Source organism: Sphingomonas sp. SP4, assembly GCF_058313375.1.
Genome location: NZ_JBZFLE010000002.1, coordinates 318878 through 335085, shown reverse-complemented (window position 1 = coordinate 335085; position 16208 = coordinate 318878). Strand labels below are relative to the sequence as shown.

The 16208-nt window shown below is 63.7% G+C and carries 17 protein-coding genes; 12 read left to right on the top strand and 5 right to left on the bottom strand.

What is annotated here, in order from left to right:
* Positions 1-47 precede the first annotated feature (47 nt).
* From panB to AC4GYV_RS10945, 6 genes are all read left to right on the top strand, one after another.
* Positions 48-917: a 3-methyl-2-oxobutanoate hydroxymethyltransferase gene (panB, locus tag AC4GYV_RS10970; protein WP_491100746.1), complete on the top strand. Its 870-nt coding sequence runs from the start codon at positions 48-50 to the stop codon at positions 915-917.
* Positions 918-989: 72 nt separating this feature from the next.
* On the top strand, positions 990-1691 hold the full coding sequence (locus AC4GYV_RS10965) for a Crp/Fnr family transcriptional regulator (RefSeq protein ID WP_491100745.1): 702 nt from the start codon (positions 990-992) through the stop codon (positions 1689-1691).
* A 138-nt stretch (positions 1692-1829) separates the two neighbouring features.
* Entirely contained in the window at positions 1830-2525 is a 696-nt protein-coding gene (locus AC4GYV_RS10960) for a tetratricopeptide repeat protein (protein ID WP_491100744.1), read from the top strand.
* A gap of 9 nt (positions 2526-2534) precedes the next feature.
* Positions 2535-3869 carry an outer membrane protein assembly factor BamB family protein gene (locus AC4GYV_RS10955; RefSeq protein WP_491100743.1) on the top strand — a complete coding sequence of 445 codons (1335 nt, stop codon included), beginning with the start codon at positions 2535-2537 and terminating at the stop codon, positions 3867-3869.
* A gap of 65 nt (positions 3870-3934) precedes the next feature.
* Positions 3935-5287 (top strand): ribosome biogenesis GTPase Der, encoded by a 1353-nt coding sequence (gene der / locus AC4GYV_RS10950; RefSeq protein WP_491100742.1) that lies wholly within the window; start codon positions 3935-3937, stop codon positions 5285-5287.
* A gap of 81 nt (positions 5288-5368) precedes the next feature.
* Positions 5369-5803: an Hpt domain-containing protein gene (locus AC4GYV_RS10945; protein ID WP_491100741.1), complete on the top strand. Its 435-nt coding sequence runs from the start codon at positions 5369-5371 to the stop codon at positions 5801-5803.
* Here the strand turns inward: AC4GYV_RS10945 and bfr are convergent.
* The 5 genes from bfr to AC4GYV_RS10920 form a co-directional block, all read right to left on the bottom strand.
* Positions 5800-6282 (bottom strand): bacterioferritin, encoded by a 483-nt coding sequence (bfr, locus tag AC4GYV_RS10940; protein ID WP_491100740.1) that lies wholly within the window; start codon positions 6280-6282, stop codon positions 5800-5802. The two genes, AC4GYV_RS10945 and bfr, sit on opposite strands and share 4 nt — an antisense overlap.
* 116 nt (positions 6283-6398) lie before the next feature.
* Entirely contained in the window at positions 6399-6602 is a 204-nt protein-coding gene (locus AC4GYV_RS10935) for a (2Fe-2S)-binding protein (protein ID WP_491100739.1), read from the bottom strand.
* 51 nt (positions 6603-6653) lie between these two features.
* A complete protein-coding gene (purL, locus tag AC4GYV_RS10930) occupies positions 6654-8945 on the bottom strand; it encodes a phosphoribosylformylglycinamidine synthase subunit PurL (protein ID WP_491100738.1) in 2292 nt (763 codons plus the stop codon).
* A gap of 46 nt (positions 8946-8991) precedes the next feature.
* A complete protein-coding gene (locus tag AC4GYV_RS10925; protein ID WP_491101589.1) occupies positions 8992-10473 on the bottom strand; it encodes a serine hydrolase domain-containing protein in 1482 nt (493 codons plus the stop codon).
* 173 nt (positions 10474-10646) lie between these two features.
* Positions 10647-10991, bottom strand: a complete 345-nt coding sequence (locus AC4GYV_RS10920; protein WP_491100737.1) for a hypothetical protein — start codon at positions 10989-10991, stop codon at positions 10647-10649.
* An 86-nt stretch (positions 10992-11077) separates the two neighbouring features.
* Here AC4GYV_RS10920 and AC4GYV_RS10915 point away from each other — a divergent pair, with 86 nt between their 5' ends.
* From AC4GYV_RS10915 to AC4GYV_RS10890, 6 genes are all read left to right on the top strand, one after another.
* Positions 11078-11314: a hypothetical protein gene (locus tag AC4GYV_RS10915; RefSeq protein ID WP_491101588.1), complete on the top strand. Its 237-nt coding sequence runs from the start codon at positions 11078-11080 to the stop codon at positions 11312-11314.
* Positions 11311-12027: a Gldg family protein gene (locus AC4GYV_RS10910; protein WP_491100736.1), complete on the top strand. Its 717-nt coding sequence runs from the start codon at positions 11311-11313 to the stop codon at positions 12025-12027. Before AC4GYV_RS10915 ends, AC4GYV_RS10910 begins: the two co-directional genes overlap by 4 nt.
* A gap of 285 nt (positions 12028-12312) precedes the next feature.
* Positions 12313-12801, top strand: a complete 489-nt coding sequence (locus tag AC4GYV_RS10905) for a division/cell wall cluster transcriptional repressor MraZ (RefSeq protein ID WP_491100735.1) — start codon at positions 12313-12315, stop codon at positions 12799-12801.
* A complete protein-coding gene (gene rsmH, locus AC4GYV_RS10900) occupies positions 12798-13754 on the top strand; it encodes a 16S rRNA (cytosine(1402)-N(4))-methyltransferase RsmH (protein ID WP_491100734.1) in 957 nt (318 codons plus the stop codon). The genes AC4GYV_RS10905 and rsmH overlap by 4 nt, the downstream gene beginning before the upstream one ends.
* Positions 13751-14497 (top strand): hypothetical protein, encoded by a 747-nt coding sequence (locus tag AC4GYV_RS10895; RefSeq protein ID WP_491100733.1) that lies wholly within the window; start codon positions 13751-13753, stop codon positions 14495-14497. The genes rsmH and AC4GYV_RS10895 overlap by 4 nt, the downstream gene beginning before the upstream one ends.
* A complete protein-coding gene (locus tag AC4GYV_RS10890; RefSeq protein ID WP_491100732.1) occupies positions 14494-16206 on the top strand; it encodes a peptidoglycan D,D-transpeptidase FtsI family protein in 1713 nt (570 codons plus the stop codon). Before AC4GYV_RS10895 ends, AC4GYV_RS10890 begins: the two co-directional genes overlap by 4 nt.
* Positions 16207-16208: the final 2 nt, after the last annotated feature.

Below are 16208 nucleotides of genomic sequence, written 5' to 3'. Positions count from 1 at the left end.
GTCGCTCTACTGGCGGGGTCTACGCCGGGTCGTTAGAAGACCGCGCCATGTCGACCTTCACCATCGATACCTCGACCAGCCGGGCCACGCCGACGCCGGTCCCCGGCAAGCGGATGACCGCGCCATCCATCCGCGGCCGCAAGGTCGATGGAAAGACCGAGCAGCCGATCGTGATGCTCACGGCTTACACGATGAGGATGGCCCAGCTGCTCGATCCGCACTGCGACATGCTGCTAGTCGGCGATAGCCTCGGCCAGGTGATCTATGGCTTGCCTTCCACCATTCCGGTCACGCTCGAAATGATGTGCGCGCACGGCGCCGCCGTCGTGCGCGGCAGCTGGCATGCGCTGGTCACGGTCGACATGCCCTTTGGCTCCTACGAAGAATCGCCGGCGCAGGCGTTCGCCAACGCCTCACGCATCATGAAGGAAACTGGTTGCGCTGCCGTCAAGCTGGAGGGCGGCGAGGCGATGGCGCCGACAGTAGCCTTCCTGACGGAGCGGGGCATTCCTGTTATCGGCCATGTCGGATTGACCCCGCAGGCAGTGAATATGCTCGGCGGCTATGGTGCCCGCGGGCGCGAGCAGCAGGAGGCGCGCAAGATCCTGCGCGACGCCAAGGCGGTCGACGACGCCGGAGCGTTCAGCATCGTCGTCGAAGGCGTCGTGGAGGATATCGCGACGGAAGTGTCGCGCAGCGTATCCGCCCCAGTGATCGGTATCGGTGCGTCGGCCGAGTGTGACGGCCAGGTACTCGTCATCGACGACATGCTTGGCATGTTCGAGCGCACGCCGCGCTTCGTGAAGCGTTACGACGACCTTGCTGCGCGGATCGGCGAGGCGGCAAGGACCTACGCGGATGAAGTCCGCTCGCGCAGCTTCCCGACATCCGACCAGACTTACCGGCCGAAGTCCTAACCTGCGTTAGTTTGAGCGGCGTGGTCTGGCGTTACGCGTTCGTCGGTCCAAATGATGATCGAACGGCATTTGATGAAGCTCCGTGCCCGCGACACGGTGAGCGCGGAAGAAGAGCGCGAAATTCGCGGCCTCGTCTCGCATACGCTCAATCTGTCGCCGGACCGCACATTCATTAGGGCGGGGCAGGAACTGAAGGAATCGACGCTTCTGCTCGACGGCTGGATGGCGCGGGCTAAGGACCTGCCGAGCGGTCAGCGGCAGATGGCGGAGCTTCACGTTCCCGGCGATTTCGCCGATCTCCACAGCTTTGTGCTGAAGCGCCTCGACCATGACGTGGTAACGCTCACCAACTGCACGATTGGCGTGGTGCCGCACGAGCGCCTGGAAAAGATGACCGAGGGCTTTCCGCATCTGACGCGGCTCTACTGGTTCATGACGAATCTGGACGCGGCAATCCAGCGGGAGTGGACCCTTTCGCTCGGCCGACGCTCGGCGGTCGCGCGGATGGCGCAATTGTTCTGCGAGCTTTTCGTCAGGCTCGAGATCACCGAGATGACTTGCGGCAATGCGTTCGAATTCCCGCTTACGCAGATCGAGCTGAGTGAGTGCCTCGGCCTCACTCCCGTCCATGTGAACCGAACTCTCCAGGAGTTGCGTCGGTCAAACCTGATTCAGCTGCAGGACCGCCGACTGGAGATCCTGGACTTCACTGGGCTGAAGGCGCTCGCAGAGTTCGATCCGGCTTATCTCTACCTTGAGAAGAGGCACCACTAAGCGGGCATCGAAAAGCGCTCTTTGCGTTTCTCGCCACAGCCGCTAGACGATGCGCCGCCAGCTTCCGTTCATCTGGCGCGGGGAAGGAAGCGTTGGCGGGATTCTTTCCCTCGCACCCATTCGCATCTGAGGACAAGTTTGGCGCAGCCCCCGGAGTATAACGAGACGTTCCTTCGCGAGGTCGACGAGAATCTTCGTCGCGACCGGCTGCAGGACTTCGGCAAGAAATACGGCGTTTGGATCGCGGTTGCAGTCGCGCTGTTCCTCGCTGCGAGCGGCGCCTTTATTTACTGGCAATATTACCAGAGGCAGCAGTCCGAGAAACAGGTCGAGCAGCTGGCTGACCTGTTCCGCAACATCGGCGCGGGCAACACGGCGGGTGCTCCACAGCAGCTCGACGAACTTTCGAACTCGCACAGCAAGGGCGTCCGCGCCACGGCAATGTTCACGCGCGCCGCGCTGGCGCTGCAGCAGAATGACGCGAAGCTCGCGACCGCGACCTATCGCAAGATCGCCGACGACAGCTCGCTGCCGCAGCCCTATCGTGATGCCGCGCTGCTCAGGCAGACGGCGCTCGAGTTCGACACTCTGCAGCCGCAACAGGTCATCACGCGTCTTGAGCCGCTCGCCAAGCCGGGCAATCCCTGGTTCGGCACGGCGGGTGAGATGACCGCCATGGCGCTGATCAAGCAGAACCAAAAGCCGCAGGCGGCGCAATTGTTCGTTGCGATCGCCAAGGACAAGACCGTTCCCGACCCAATCCGTGCGCGCGCCGTCCAGATCGCCTCAAGCCTAGGCGTGGATGCGAGCAGCGCCTTCACTCCGGCCCAGTAGGACCGACCCATGATCAAGCAGAAAAGCGTTCGAGTAGGAGTCATGATCGCAGCGGCGCTCGCCGCGGGCGGTTGCAGCATTCTCAAGAAGGGCAAGGCGCCATCGACGCCCGTCCTCGGCGAGCGCATCTCAGTGTTGAGCGCCGAAGGCGACGTCGAGGTCGATCCCGCGACTGCGGGTCTTCCGATGAACCTTCCCGCGCCGACCGCGAATACGGAGTGGACGCAGTCGGGAGGCACTGCCTCCAAGTCGATGGGCCAGCTTGCGCTCGGCGGTCAGCTCGCCCGGATATTCAGCGTTTCGGCCGGTCGCGGCAGCAGCCTGACGGCGCGCCTTGCGTCGGCCCCGATCGTTGCGAACGGGAAGGTCTTCACCATCGATACCGGCGGCACCGTGCGCGCATTTAGCGCAGCCAACGGATCGCAAGTTTGGTCGACCCAGACGCCGGTCGACCGCGGTGCTGAAGCATCGCTCTACGGCGGCGGTCTCGCGTTCGACAACGGCCGGATCTACGCGACCAACGGTCTCGGCTATGTCACTGCGCTCGATGAACGTAACGGCGGAGTGGTCTGGAAGGTGCGTCCGGGCGGACCGCTGCGCGGCGCTCCGAGCGTGTCCTCCGGCGCGCTTTACGTGATCAGCCAGGACAATCAGATCTACTCGCTCAACGAGACCGATGGCTCGACCAATTGGTCCGCAGCGGCATCGCTCGAAATTGCGGGCGTGTTCGGTTCGGCTTCTCCGGCCATAGGGCAGGGCACGGTCGTCGCGGGCTTCTCCTCGGGTGAGCTCAATGCCTATCGCTACGAGAATGGCCGCCAAGTCTGGTCCGACACGCTGCAGCGCACCAGCATCCGTACCAGCGTCTCCTCGCTGACGGACGTCGACGCCGATCCGGTGATCGACAACGGACAGGTCTTCGCAGTCGGACAGGGCGGCCGCATGGTCGCGCTCGATCTCATCACCGGCCAGCGACTTTGGGAACTCAACATCGCCGGCATCGACACGCCGTGGGTCGCGGGCGACTGGATCTTCGTGGTCACCGACGACGCGAAGCTCCTCTGCATCGCCCGGTCGAATGGGCACATCCGCTGGATCAACCAACTGCCGCAGTTCCTCAACGCCAAGGCGAAGAAGGGCCAGGTCGAATATTCGGGACCGGTGCTCGCCGGCGGCCGCCTGATCATCACCGGTTCGAACGGTGCGCTGATCTACGTCGATCCCACCACGGGCGCGTTCCAGGGCCAGACCACGATCGGCTCGGCCGTGAGCCTTTCTCCGGTGGTCGCGAACTCGACGCTCTTCATCTACGACGACCGGGGTCAGCTGCACGCGTTCCGCTGATCGACGTTGCGAGCGCGGCATAGCCCGCCTCGCAATGACGCATAGCTTCCGCTAGGCGCGAGCCCATGCCTTTGCCCACCGTCGCCATTGTCGGCCGGCCCAACGTCGGAAAATCGACCCTGTTCAACAGGCTCGTCGGCAAGCGCCTGGCGCTGGTCGACGATCGCCCGGGGGTGACGCGCGACCGGCGCGAGGGTGATGCGATGCTGCTCGGTCTCGAGTTCCGCGTTATCGACACAGCGGGCTTCGAGGATGAGGATCCGCACACGCTTCCCGGCCGAATGCGCCAGCAGACGGAAGCGGCGGTTCGAGACGCCGACGCCGCTCTGTTCGTGATCGATGGCCGCGAAGGCCTCACTCCTTTGGACGAAGAGATCGGCCGCTGGCTGCGCGCCGAGACGACGCCGGTCGTCGTGGTCGTCAACAAAGCGGAGGGCCGGGCGGGGCAGGAGGGCGCTTACGAAGCGTATCGGCTCGGCCTCGGCGATCCCATCGCAATCAGCGCTGAGCATGGCGAAGGCGTCGCCGACCTGTTCCAGGCGCTGCTTCCACACGTCGAGCACGAGCACTTCGACGCGGAAGAGGATGAGCTCGACGAGGAGCATCCGCTCAAGATCGCGATCGTCGGACGGCCCAATGCAGGCAAGTCCACACTGGTGAACCGGATGATCGGGGAGGACCGCATGATCACCGGTCCGGAAGCCGGGATCACACGCGACTCGATCAGCCTTAACTGGGAGTGGAAGGGGCGCCCCGTCCAACTGGTGGACACCGCGGGACTTCGGAAGCGAGCCAAGGTCGAGGACAAGCTGGAGAAGCTGTCGGCCGCGGACACCAAAAGGTCGATCGATTACGCAGAGGTCGTCGTGCTCCTGCTCGACGCCACACGCGGGCTCGAAGTGCAGGATCTCAAGATTGCTTCGCAGGTGATCGAAGAAGGCCGCGCGCTGATCATCGCGCTGAACAAGTGGGACGTCGCCGAGAACGCGTCGTCGCTGTTCAATGGTGTGAAGGCGGCGCTCGCGGAAGGCCTGGCCCAGCTTAAGGACGTGCCGCTGCTCACAGTTTCGGCGAAGACGGGGAAGGGCACCGACACGCTCCTCGACGTCGCGTTCGACCTGCGCGAGGCGTGGGCGCGGCGGATTCCGACGGGCGAGCTCAATCGCTGGTTCGAGGATGCGATCGACGCCAATCCGCCGCCGGCGCCGAAGGGCCAGCGGATCAAGCTCCGCTACATCACGCAGGTGAAGACGCGGCCGCCGACCTTCGTGGTGTTCGGCAACCGCACCGACGAGCTTCCGGAAAGCTATCGCCGCTATCTCCTGAACGCGATGCGCAGGGATCTGAAGCTCGGTCCCGTGCCGCTAAGGCTCGATTTCCGCGGACGGAGCAATCCCTTTGATAAGGGTCGACGCTAAGAAGACCTTTACCCTTTGCGCCCTATCGATGGTGGTGGTGGGACCGCTGCCGGGGGCCTCCGGCGCAAAAGGAGTTTAGGTGTGACCGACGAAGCTCGGAACATCGTTGATTGGGCATTCTTTGAGAAGAGCCGGACCGAGCTTGGGCCGGGCTTCATCCGTATCCTCAATTACTTCAAGGAGGATGGCGCCAAGTCGATCGAGCAGATCGAAGCGGCGATGCACAATCAGGACACCACCGCGCTGGTGCTTCCGGCACACACCCTGAAGGGCGAGTCGCGTCAGCTTGGCGCTGAGCCGCTCGCGAAGATCGCGGAGCTGATCGAGACCACCGCGCGCTTCTGCATCGAATCGCACCGTTTTCCGGACGAGCTCGTGCCTGAAGTTGTTCAGCTGAAGAAGCTGTTCGCCGAGACCGTCGAACTGTTCGACAAGGCCACCAATCCGCTGGTGAGCCGCACTGGCGGCAGCGGATTCGGACGCAAGGTCACGAACCAAGGATTCGGCCGAATCTAGTCGTCTTCCGCCGGCTCGGACTGGAGCTGGATGTAATTCTGCAGGCCCATGCGGGAGATCATCTCGAACTGGGTCTCGATGAAATCGATGTGCTTCTCCTCGTCCGCGAGAATTTCCCGAGCGAGATCGCGAGTCACATAGTCGCGAACGGTTTCAGCGTGAGCGACCACCTCGCGGTATAGCTTGGCACCCTGCTGCTCCGCCTCCAGATCGGCGCGGAGGATTTCCTCGACATTCTCGCCGATCCGCAGCCGTCCGAGCGCCTGGAAGTTGGGGAGGCCGTCGAGGAAGAGAATGCGCTCCGCGAGGCGGTCCGCATGCTTCATCTCGTCGATCGATTCGTGCCGCTCATATTCCGCGAGCTTCTTCACGCCCCAATTGTCGAGCATGCGGTAGTGCAGCCAATATTGGTTGATCGCGGTCAGCTCTTCTTTGAGCGCGTCGTTCAGCAGCTCGATGACCTTGGGATCGCCCTTCATCACTCACCTCCCGCGCGTCGCTACTGCGGCTGTACTACCGAAGGTGGAGCGGGGGAAGCAGGAAGTGGCGGAAAACTGGGAAAAACGTGCGACTGAAAGTCAGTCGCAGAAACGGCTCAGGCGGCTTCGGCCGTCACCAGGCGGAGGTGCGAGCGCTTACCGCGTTCCTCGTCGATCACGTCTTGTGCGTAATCGACGCAGCAGCCGCACTGCACTTCGCAGCCTGAACAGGCGTAAGCCTTTTCAGGGGTGCACGCACCGGTGCGCGCAGCAGCGCGGACTTCCGACTCCGTGATTCGGTTGCAGATACAAACGATCATGGAGATTGATATAATCGATAATGCGAACCATTCGCAAGTGGATTCGTGAACTCAGAACTCCGGCGTAAGCTCGCTGCCCATCAGCTTGGGGAAGAAGCCTTCGTGTGCCTTGCGTAGGTCTGCGACGGGCACTTCATAGATCGAGCGCTCTTGCTTTGAATCGATCGCAACGCTGCGACCGCCGGTCCAGCCGATAAAGCAGCAGCCAATGCCCAGCTCCTCCGCCAGCTTTTCGACCATGTGCGAACTGTGCGGTTCGGTGACCACGTAACGCGACTGGGTCTCCCCGAACATAGACCACGCGTGCCGCACCTTCTCTCGATCCACCTGATCCTCGAAGGTCTCGACGATTAGCCGCGCGCCGATGTCTCCGGCGAGCGCCATTTCGGCGACTGCCACGAGAATGCCGCCGTCGGAGACGTCGTGCACTGCCGTGACCAACCCTTCGGCGATGAGTCGACGGACGAACTCGCCATTCTTGCGCTCGGCCGGCGGATTGACGCGGGGCGGTATTCCGTCCCGACGGCCGTGGCAAACGTCGAGCCACAGGGATTGCCCGATTTCGGGTTGAGCCCGGGGATCGGCTCCAATGAGCAGGATACGATCAGCTTCGGCCTTGAAGGCGATGGTGGCGCTCTTCTCCCAATCGTCGAGGAGGCCAACGCCACCGATTGCGGGCGTGGGCAGGATCGCCGATCCGCCGCCGGTCGCCTTGCTCTCGTTGTAGAGCGAGACGTTGCCGCTCACGATCGGGAAGTCGAGCGTGCGGCACGCTTCGCCCATGCCTTCGAGTGCGCCGACGAATTGGGCCATGATCTCGGGCCGCTGCGGATTGCCGAAGTTGAGACAGTTAGTGACCGCAAGCGGCGTCGCCCCGACCGCGCACAGGTTTCGATATGCTTCCGCGATCGCCTGCTTCCCGCCCTCGACCGGGTCGGCATAGACGTAACGCGGTGTGCAATCGGTGGTGATTGCCAAGGCCTTCTTCGACCCATGAACGCGCACGACGGCGGCGTCGCCGCCGGGACGCTGCACTGTGTCGCCGCCGACCTGCTGGTCATATTGCTCGTAGATCCAGCGGCGGCTCGCGATGTTGGGCGAACCCATCAGCTTGAGCAGGTCCGCTGCGAGGTCGCTGCTCTCCGGCACATCCCTGAGCGGCTTCACGCCGGCCCAGGCCCTGTACGCGTCCTGGCTGATGTATGGCCGCTCGTAGCAGGGTGCCTCGTCGGCAAGCGGTTCGAGCGGAATGTCGCACACGACCTCGCCGTTCCACTCGAGCACCATGTGGCCAGTGTCGGTCACTTCACCGATGACTGCGAAGTCCAGCTCCCACTTACGGAAGATAGCTTCGGCCTCGGCTTCACGGCCGGGCTTCAGCACCATGAGCATCCGCTCCTGGCTTTCCGAAAGCATCATCTCGTACGGCGTCATGCCCGTTTCGCGACAAGGCACCTTGTTCATGTTCAGCCGGATGCCCGCGCCGCCCTTCGAAGCCATCTCCACCGACGATGAGGTCAGGCCCGCCGCGCCCATGTCCTGGATGGCGACGATTGCGTCGGTCGCCATCAACTCCAGGCAGGCCTCGATCAGCAGCTTCTCGGTGAAAGGGTCGCCGACCTGTACCGTCGGGCGCTTCTCGTCGCTATTCTCGTCGAAGTCGGCGCTGGCCATGGTTGCGCCGTGGATGCCGTCCCGGCCCGTCTTGGATCCGACATAGACAATCGGGTTCCCGATTCCGGAGGCCGCCGAGTAGAAGATCTTATCGGTCTTCGCGACGCCAACGGTCATCGCGTTGACGAGGATGTTCCCGTCATAGGCGGTGTCGAAATTGACCTCGCCGCCCACCGTGGGAACGCCGACGCAATTGCCATAGCCGCCGATGCCCGCGACCACGCCCGCGATCAGGTGCCGCATCTTCGGATGATCGGGCCGCCCGAACCGCAGCGCATTCATGTTTGCTACCGGCCGTGCGCCCATCGTGAACACGTCGCGCAGGATGCCGCCGACGCCGGTCGCCGCCCCCTGGTTTGGCTCGATGTAGGACGGGTGATTGTGGCTCTCCATCTTGAAGATCGCCGCATCGCCATCGCCGATGTCGATCACACCCGCGTTCTCGCCCGGGCCCTGGATCACCCAAGGCGCCTCGGTGGGCAGCTTCTTCAGGTGAAAGCGTGAGCTCTTATAGCTGCAATGCTCCGACCACATGACCGAGAAGATGCCGAGCTCGACGAGGTTCGGCTCACGGCCGAGCGCTTTCACGATCCGGTCATATTCTTCCTGCGAAAGTCCATGCTCGGCAACGATGTCGGGTGTGATGCGGGGAGCTTCGAGAACATCCATGCGCGGCCCATTAGCGGGCAAGCGCTGCTGCGGCTAGTTTCAGCCGTCAGATGTCGTGGCGAAGGAAGGGCACACCGGAGAAAATCAGGACCTGCGGATGCCCGTCGATGAAACCGGCGAAGGAGGCGCGCTCGGGCGACCAGCCGTCGCTGCCTACTCGCCACGCATTGTCGCCGGTCCGGACCATGGGCGTTTCGGTGCCGAGCCACAACTTGCCGCCGCGCTCTACGACCCACGCCGTGCCGAACCAGGGATCGTCGTTGATGTAGCGGCCGGCGAGCTTAGCCAGCTGCGGGTTGGAGGCGGGAAGGGTGCCTGTCGTGCCCTGCTTCTGGAAGCTCGAGGGACCGAAGCTCGCGCCGGTGACCACGCTGCGCGTGCGCTCGAACATCAGTGAATATTGGCGGAACGCCGGATGCGTGGTGCGGAAGATGTCTCCTCCCCAAGGCTGGAGCGGGGCCTCGCCATCCTTAGTCACGATCGTCAGCGGATTGCCTGCGCGCACCTCGAACGTGCCGGACGGACCCGAGTAGGTGCCGAGGAACGCCGCAGCGTTCGGCAAGCGGGGCTCAAGCTGTGGGGCGGTCGGAAGAGGCTTCCCCGCAAGCGCACTGGTCATCGCGTCAACGGCGAAGCGGGTCAGCGCCCTTGGCCGATATTCGGCGAAGGCGCTCATGTTGGAGCTGGCGAATGCCCCGACACCGCTCGCCACGTCCACATGGAAGGACGAGGAGAAGCTCACCATCCCGCCGGTGTGGTGGAGGTAGGACCGGCCGGCATTGCTGACATGCATCAGGCCGTTGCCGTAGTTCATGCCTGGCGTGTCGCTCGGCACAGCATGGCCAGTGAAGAGCTTCGCCTGCTCAGGCGACAGGCCGAGCGCATGGCGCCCTTGGGCGGCATCAGCGAGCGCGCGCATGAACCGGGTCATGTCGTCAGCGGTGGAAGCGACGGATCCGGCTCCGAAGGTCACATCGACCCACGCGGCGGGCGCAAGCAGCACTCCGCGCGCATAGGCTGCGCTTTGGTCCGCGGCCTCATAGCCTTGTGCGTAGAGTGGGCGGTCAGCGCCGACAATCGCTCCCCGGCTTCGCACCATGCCGAGCGGCTTGAAGATTCGCTCGGTCAACAACTGCGCGAGCGGCTTCTCCCCTGCATGCTCAGCGATCTTGCCGAGCAGGTCGTAACCGCTGTTCGAATAATGCCAGTGCGCACCAGGCGCATAGGCTGTCCACAACCCACCGACGCCGAAGATCGGCGGACTGTCGGCGAGCCCTGCAACATGGTCGAGCAGGTGCTGAACGGTGACCGTGTTGCCGCGCGGCAGCGGAACGGTCGGGAGAATTTCGCTGACCCGACCCGTCAGGCTCAGCTTCCCTTCGGCTGCAAGCTGGTGAACGACCAGCGCCGTCATCGACTTGCTGATTGATCCGATCTGGAAAAGCGTATCGCCTGTGATCGGCGTCCGCGCGTCAGCGTTGGCGAAGCCGAATTCGAGAACTCTTGAGAAACCGTCCGGGGCGGTCAGTCCGAGCGTCAGGCCGGGAAGCGAAAAGTAGCGCCGATGCGCTTCGGCGTAAGCGCCGATGGCGGCGATTGCAGGGGCAAGATCAGGACGTGCCTGGGCAAATGCCGGTGCGCTTAGGCGGCCCCCCAGCGCAAGGCTGAAGGCACCGCCCGTGAATGCGCGCCTGCTGAGCGTCAGGCCTTGCAGGTCTTGCCCTTGAAGGTGATCGAAGAAGCCTGGGCGTCGCCCTTGATCTCCGGCGAGCCCGCCGCAATCGCGGTCGGAGCTGCGTCCGGCTTGTTCCTTACGGTGGCGCTGCCGTCCGACATCCAGTTTACGTAGACCACCGAATTGTCGGCGCAACGATATACCTTGCTGGCCGAGATCGACGGCGGAAGCGTAACCGGTCCGTTCGAAACTGCGTTCGACACATTGTCATCCGGCTCCGGTCCGCCTGCGACGATGGTGTGATTTTCCTGGTTGCAGCCGGCTAGCGCAGCGGCCGCAGCAAGCATGATAAGCATGGGGGTGCGAGTCATGTCCCGCCATTTGCTCCCGAGAGAACAACCGTCAAGGCTATCGTCTTGCATATTGTCGAAGCGGGACATAGCTTCGTCGATTGAAAATGCCCTATCAGGCCGGAAGCAGCGCACAGCGCATTCGCATCGGGCTGACCGGCCTGGCCTTTGCGTTTTTGCTCGTGCTCCTCGGTTCGATCATCAGCCGGTCCGGCCGCGACGATTCCGCGAACACCGTCACGCAGGCCGTCTCGAACGAGCCGAGCGAGCCACTCGCCGAGCTGGGCGTCGCTCCGGGCGGCTCCGACACGACCAACAACAGCGCCGAAAACAAGAGCAAATGAGTCGCGCGCGCCTGGGCGCGCTGATCGTCTTCGTCGCGGGCCTTATCGCCGCGGCGGCATTCGCCTACACGCGAAACAGGAAAGCGGAGGCACCTCCGACACCGCGCCCGACGCTACTGCTGTTGACCAGCTTACCGATCATGTTCGGTGAGCAATTCACCGTGGAAGATTCCGACTCAGCCGCGCTGAAGGCATTGCAAAGCCGTTATCGCGTTCTTCCGATCAGCGTCACCGATCCGGCGGAGTTGGCGAAAGGGCGCTTGCTGCTCATGGCGCATCCGCTCGCGCAGCCGGCGGAGGACTTGGTCGCGCTCGACGAGTGGGTGAGGAGCGGAGGGCGGGTTCTCCTGCTTGCCGACCCCATGCTCGATTGGCCCAGCGCGCGCGCCATTGGGGATCCCCTGCGCCCCCCGCCGATGTTCATGGACACCGGCTTGCTCCAGCATTGGGGACTGCGGCTGGATTCCCCCGACCAGCGTGGCCCGCAGCAGCGCAAGCTCGGCGGTCTCGACGTTCTGACATCCTCGCCCGGATCGTTGGAGGGTACCTGTGCGGTCAGCGCCGACAAGCTCATCGCCCATTGCCGCATCGGCAAAGGCCGGGCGACGATCGTCGCGGACGCGGACCTGCTGAATGCAGATCACCTCGGATCGCCCGCACGAAACAATCTGGATGCTGTGCTGAACGAGCTTGCATCTCTGACCAAGAACTGATTCTCATCCGATTCGAAAAAATCACAGACTTATCCACAGGGTAGGAGCGACCAGAACATCCCACGAACGTGCGGTTAAATCGGGCATCGGAAGCCGCAGAAATCCGCCACTTCCCACAGTTTTCCCACAAAATCCCATAAAATCCCATTGTATCCCGCGAGCCTCTGAGTTACCAACAGAGGTGTAGCGCGGGGGCTAACCCCAATTTGATTCGAACGCTGAAGCGGGCGCGTGACGATGCGTTTCCGCGACGGGGAAACTTGCGCGCTGCGAACGGGGAGTGACGTGGCGCTAGACCATCTGTTTCAGGGCAGCGCGTTGAACGCGGTTGACGGGAAGGGCCGGGTGTCGATCCCTTCCTTCCTGCGCAGCGTCATCGAGCGCCGTGGCGATGCTCGCACCATCACTCTTGCCAAGCACGAGAATTTCCCCTGCCTCAGCGCCTATGATCCCGCCTACGCGGCGCTGAAGCACGCGAAGCTCGAGCGGCTGCTCGAAAAGGAAGAGACCAGCCCCGACGCACAGCTCGAATATCAGCAGCGCAACCTCATGGCCTTCGCGGCCACCGAGGAGGTTCCCTACGACAGCTCTGGCCGCATCCTGTTCCCGCCGATGATGCGCCGGAAGGGACAGATCGGCGAGCTCGCGCTGTTCCTCGGCACCGGCGAGACCTTCCAGATCTGGAACCCGCAACTTCTTCTCGACGATCCGCGGATCCCCGAGGACCTCAAGGACATTGCCCGTTTCCGCCTCGAAGAGCGAGGCCAGTCGTGACCAGCACCGGTACAAACAAGGCCCCACACGTACCGGTGCTGGTCAACGACGTCGTAGCAGCGCTTCAGCTGCAGGACGGCGGAACGGCGGTGGACGGCACATTCGGAGCGGGCGGCTATACGCGCGCCATGCTCTCGGCGGGGGCGGGACGAGTGATTGGCTTCGATCGCGACCCCGATGCGATCGAGGCGGGTTCGTCACTCGTCCCGGACCCGCGCCTGACGCTCATCAACGAGAATTTCAGCCAGATGGATCGCGTTCTTGCCGACCGTGGCATCGGCCTCGTCGACGCGATCGCGCTCGATATCGGGGTCAGCTCGATGCAGCTCGACCGCGCAGATCGCGGTTTTTCATTCCAGTCCGACGGTCCGCTCGACATGCGTATGTCGAAGTCCGGGCTGACCGCAGCAGAATATCTGAATTCGGCCGAGGAGGCCGACATTGCCCGGGTCCTGCGCGACTATGGGGAGGAGCCGCGCGCCCGGGCAATTGCCCGTGCCATCGTTGCTGCACGTCCTGTCGAGCGTACTGCTGAACTGGCGGCGATCGTGCGACGTGCCGCGGGCTTCCGCCCGGGCCAGAAGGCGGATCCGGCAACGCGGACCTTCCAGGCAATTCGCATTCATTTGAACGCCGAGCTTGAAGAGCTCGAGCTTGGTTTGGCTGCGGCCGAACGTTCCCTGCGCCCCGGCGGACGTTTGGCCGTAGTCACCTTTCACAGCCTCGAGGACCGGATCGTGAAGCGCTTCTTCCGCGAACGTAGCGGAGGAACGCCGGCCGGTTCGCGCCACCGTCCTGTGCAGACCGACGCGCGCGAACCGACGTTCGAGCGTGTCGCGAAGCCGGTTTCCCCGACGGAGCGTGAACTGGCCGCGAACCCCCGGTCCCGGTCGGCACGGTTGAGGAGCGCGGTGCGTACTGCCGCGCCCGCATGGAGGGATGGAGTACAATGAGCGTGCGGAACTTCGGTTCGCTGTTCATGGTCGCGAGCTGCGCCGGCGCAGCGCTCGGCTGTTACCTGGTGTCGCTACGGGTCGCGTCAGAGCGCGCGTCGCTCGAGGACGTGGAGACCAAGATCGTGCTGGCCCAGCGCGACCTTCGTACGATCCAGACCGAGATAGGGACCCGCGCGCGCCTGTCGCAGCTCGAACGCTGGAACGCGAAGGTTCTGGCGCTGTCTGCGCCGCAGGCCGATCAGTTCCTGTCTGGCAGTTTCGAACTGGCCCGGCTGACCACGCCGCAGCATCAGGTCAACTTCCAGGCTCCTGTCGTGCTGGCTTCTGCGCCGGCTCCTGAGCCGAAGAAGCTGCCGATCGGCGAAGCTGAAGTGGATGAAGCAGGCGCACCCACGGCGGTCGCGCCGCGCGAGCTGCTTCACGATGCCAGCTACAAGATTTCCGGGACGCGCGAGGTCCCGACGAAGCCCGCCCAGCCTGCGCCCCTGGCGACGACGGGTTTCAAGTCCGCGGACAAGCCGGCAACAGCGGCCAAGCCGGCACCAAAGAAACCCGTGGATAAGCCGGGCCTCGCGGCCGCCCACCCTGCAAAAGCGGTGGATAAACCGACGGTTGCGCTTGCCAAGCCGGTGACAAAGCCGGCGCGGCTTGCGAAGGCTGATCCGCTTGCTCCGTTACCGGACAAACATTCGCCCAAGACTGTCTCGAAAACTTCCAAGGACCTGCATCCCGGCCGATGAACGCACCGACGCCCGCTCTCGTCGCGCCACGGCCCGAGCGGCTCCGACTCGTCGGTCAGCGCCGCCAGATTCTGGCCGTCATGCACCAGCGCCTGATGTTCGGCATGCTGGTCTATGCCGGCGTCGTCGCGATCATCACGCTTCGCATTCTCTACCTCGCGGCATTCGGCGATCACGCGGGCCGCAAGGAAGGCCTCACGGCACTCATCCCGGACCGGGGTGACATCGTCGACCGGGACGGCGAGCCGCTGGCCCGGACGATCGATGCGTGGACGATCGCGATTCATCCGACAAAAGTGATCGGCGACAAGCTCGCGCTGGCAAGGAAGCTGGCCCAGCTCATGCCCGAGCAGAGCGAAGAGCAATATTTCGCGATGCTGAAGTCGGGTAAGCCCTTCTTCTACCTGCGTCGTCGCGCTTCTCCGTCGCTGGTCGAAGCCGTCAATGCGCTCGGCGAGCCGGGTCTCGCCATCCAGCGCGAACCCGATCGGCTTTATCCGCAGACGACACTCGCCGCCCACGTGCTTGGCTTCACCGACATCGACGGCCACGGTGCTGCGGGTGTCGAGCGTGCGTTCGACAAATATCTGTCCGACCCGGCGACCCGCGGCCAACCGCTGCAGCTCTCCATTTCAAGCAAGATCCAACAGGCGCTCGAGCATGAGCTGGGTGCAGCAATGGCCGAGTTCTCAGCAATCGGCGCGGCTGGCGTGGTGATGGACGTCCACACGGGCGAGGTCCTCGCAATGACCTCGATGCCAACGCTCAATCCGAACACTCCCGGCCAGGGCACGCCGGAAGCTCACTTCAATCGCGCGACCCTCGGCGTGTTCGAGCTCGGATCGACCTTCAAGCCCTTCACCGTAGCGATGGCCATGGACTCCGGCGTCATCAAATCCGTCGGCCAGGTCTACAATTGCCCGAACGCGCTGCCGGTCTACGGCCACGTGGTCCACGACACCCATCCGTTCGGCCGCAGCTGCACTGTCGCCGAGATCATGATGGAAAGCTCGAACATCGGCACTGCGCAGATCGCTGACCAGATCGGCAAGCAGCGGCAGCAGCAATGGCTGAAGAAGATGGGCTTCCTCGACAAGGTCGAGATCGAGCTGAGGGAACGTGGTCGCGCGCTGAATCCCGGATCGCGATGGGGTCCGTTCGAGACGATGACGATCGGCTTCGGCCAGGGCATTGCGGTGGCGCCGCTGCAGCTGGCGATGGGTTACGCGACCCTATTCGACAATGGCGTCTACCACGCGCCGACGATCCTGAGGCGCGGACCGGGCAATCCAACGCCGCCGGGTCGCCGCGTTTTCTCGGAAGAGACGAGCTACAAGATGCGCTCGCTGCTCCGGCTGGTTGTGATGAAGGGTACCGGCAAGAAGGCGGACGCCCCCGGCTATCGCATCGGCGGCAAGACCGGCACGGCGCAGAAGCTGATCAACGGCCGCTACAGCCAGACGATCAACATCACGAGCTTCGCGGGTGTGTTCCCAATGGACGACCCGCGCTATGTGATCGTCGTAATGCTCGACGAACCCAAGGCAACCAAGGACACTTACGGCTTCACGACGGCGGGATGGAACGTCGCTCCGGTCGTGAGCCGCACCGTCAGTCGCATCGCTCCGATGCTCGGCGTAGCCCCCGACAAGAACCGGGAGCCCAACATGGGCGAGGTTCTCCCCTTCGTTCACGAAGTTAAGGAGTAACC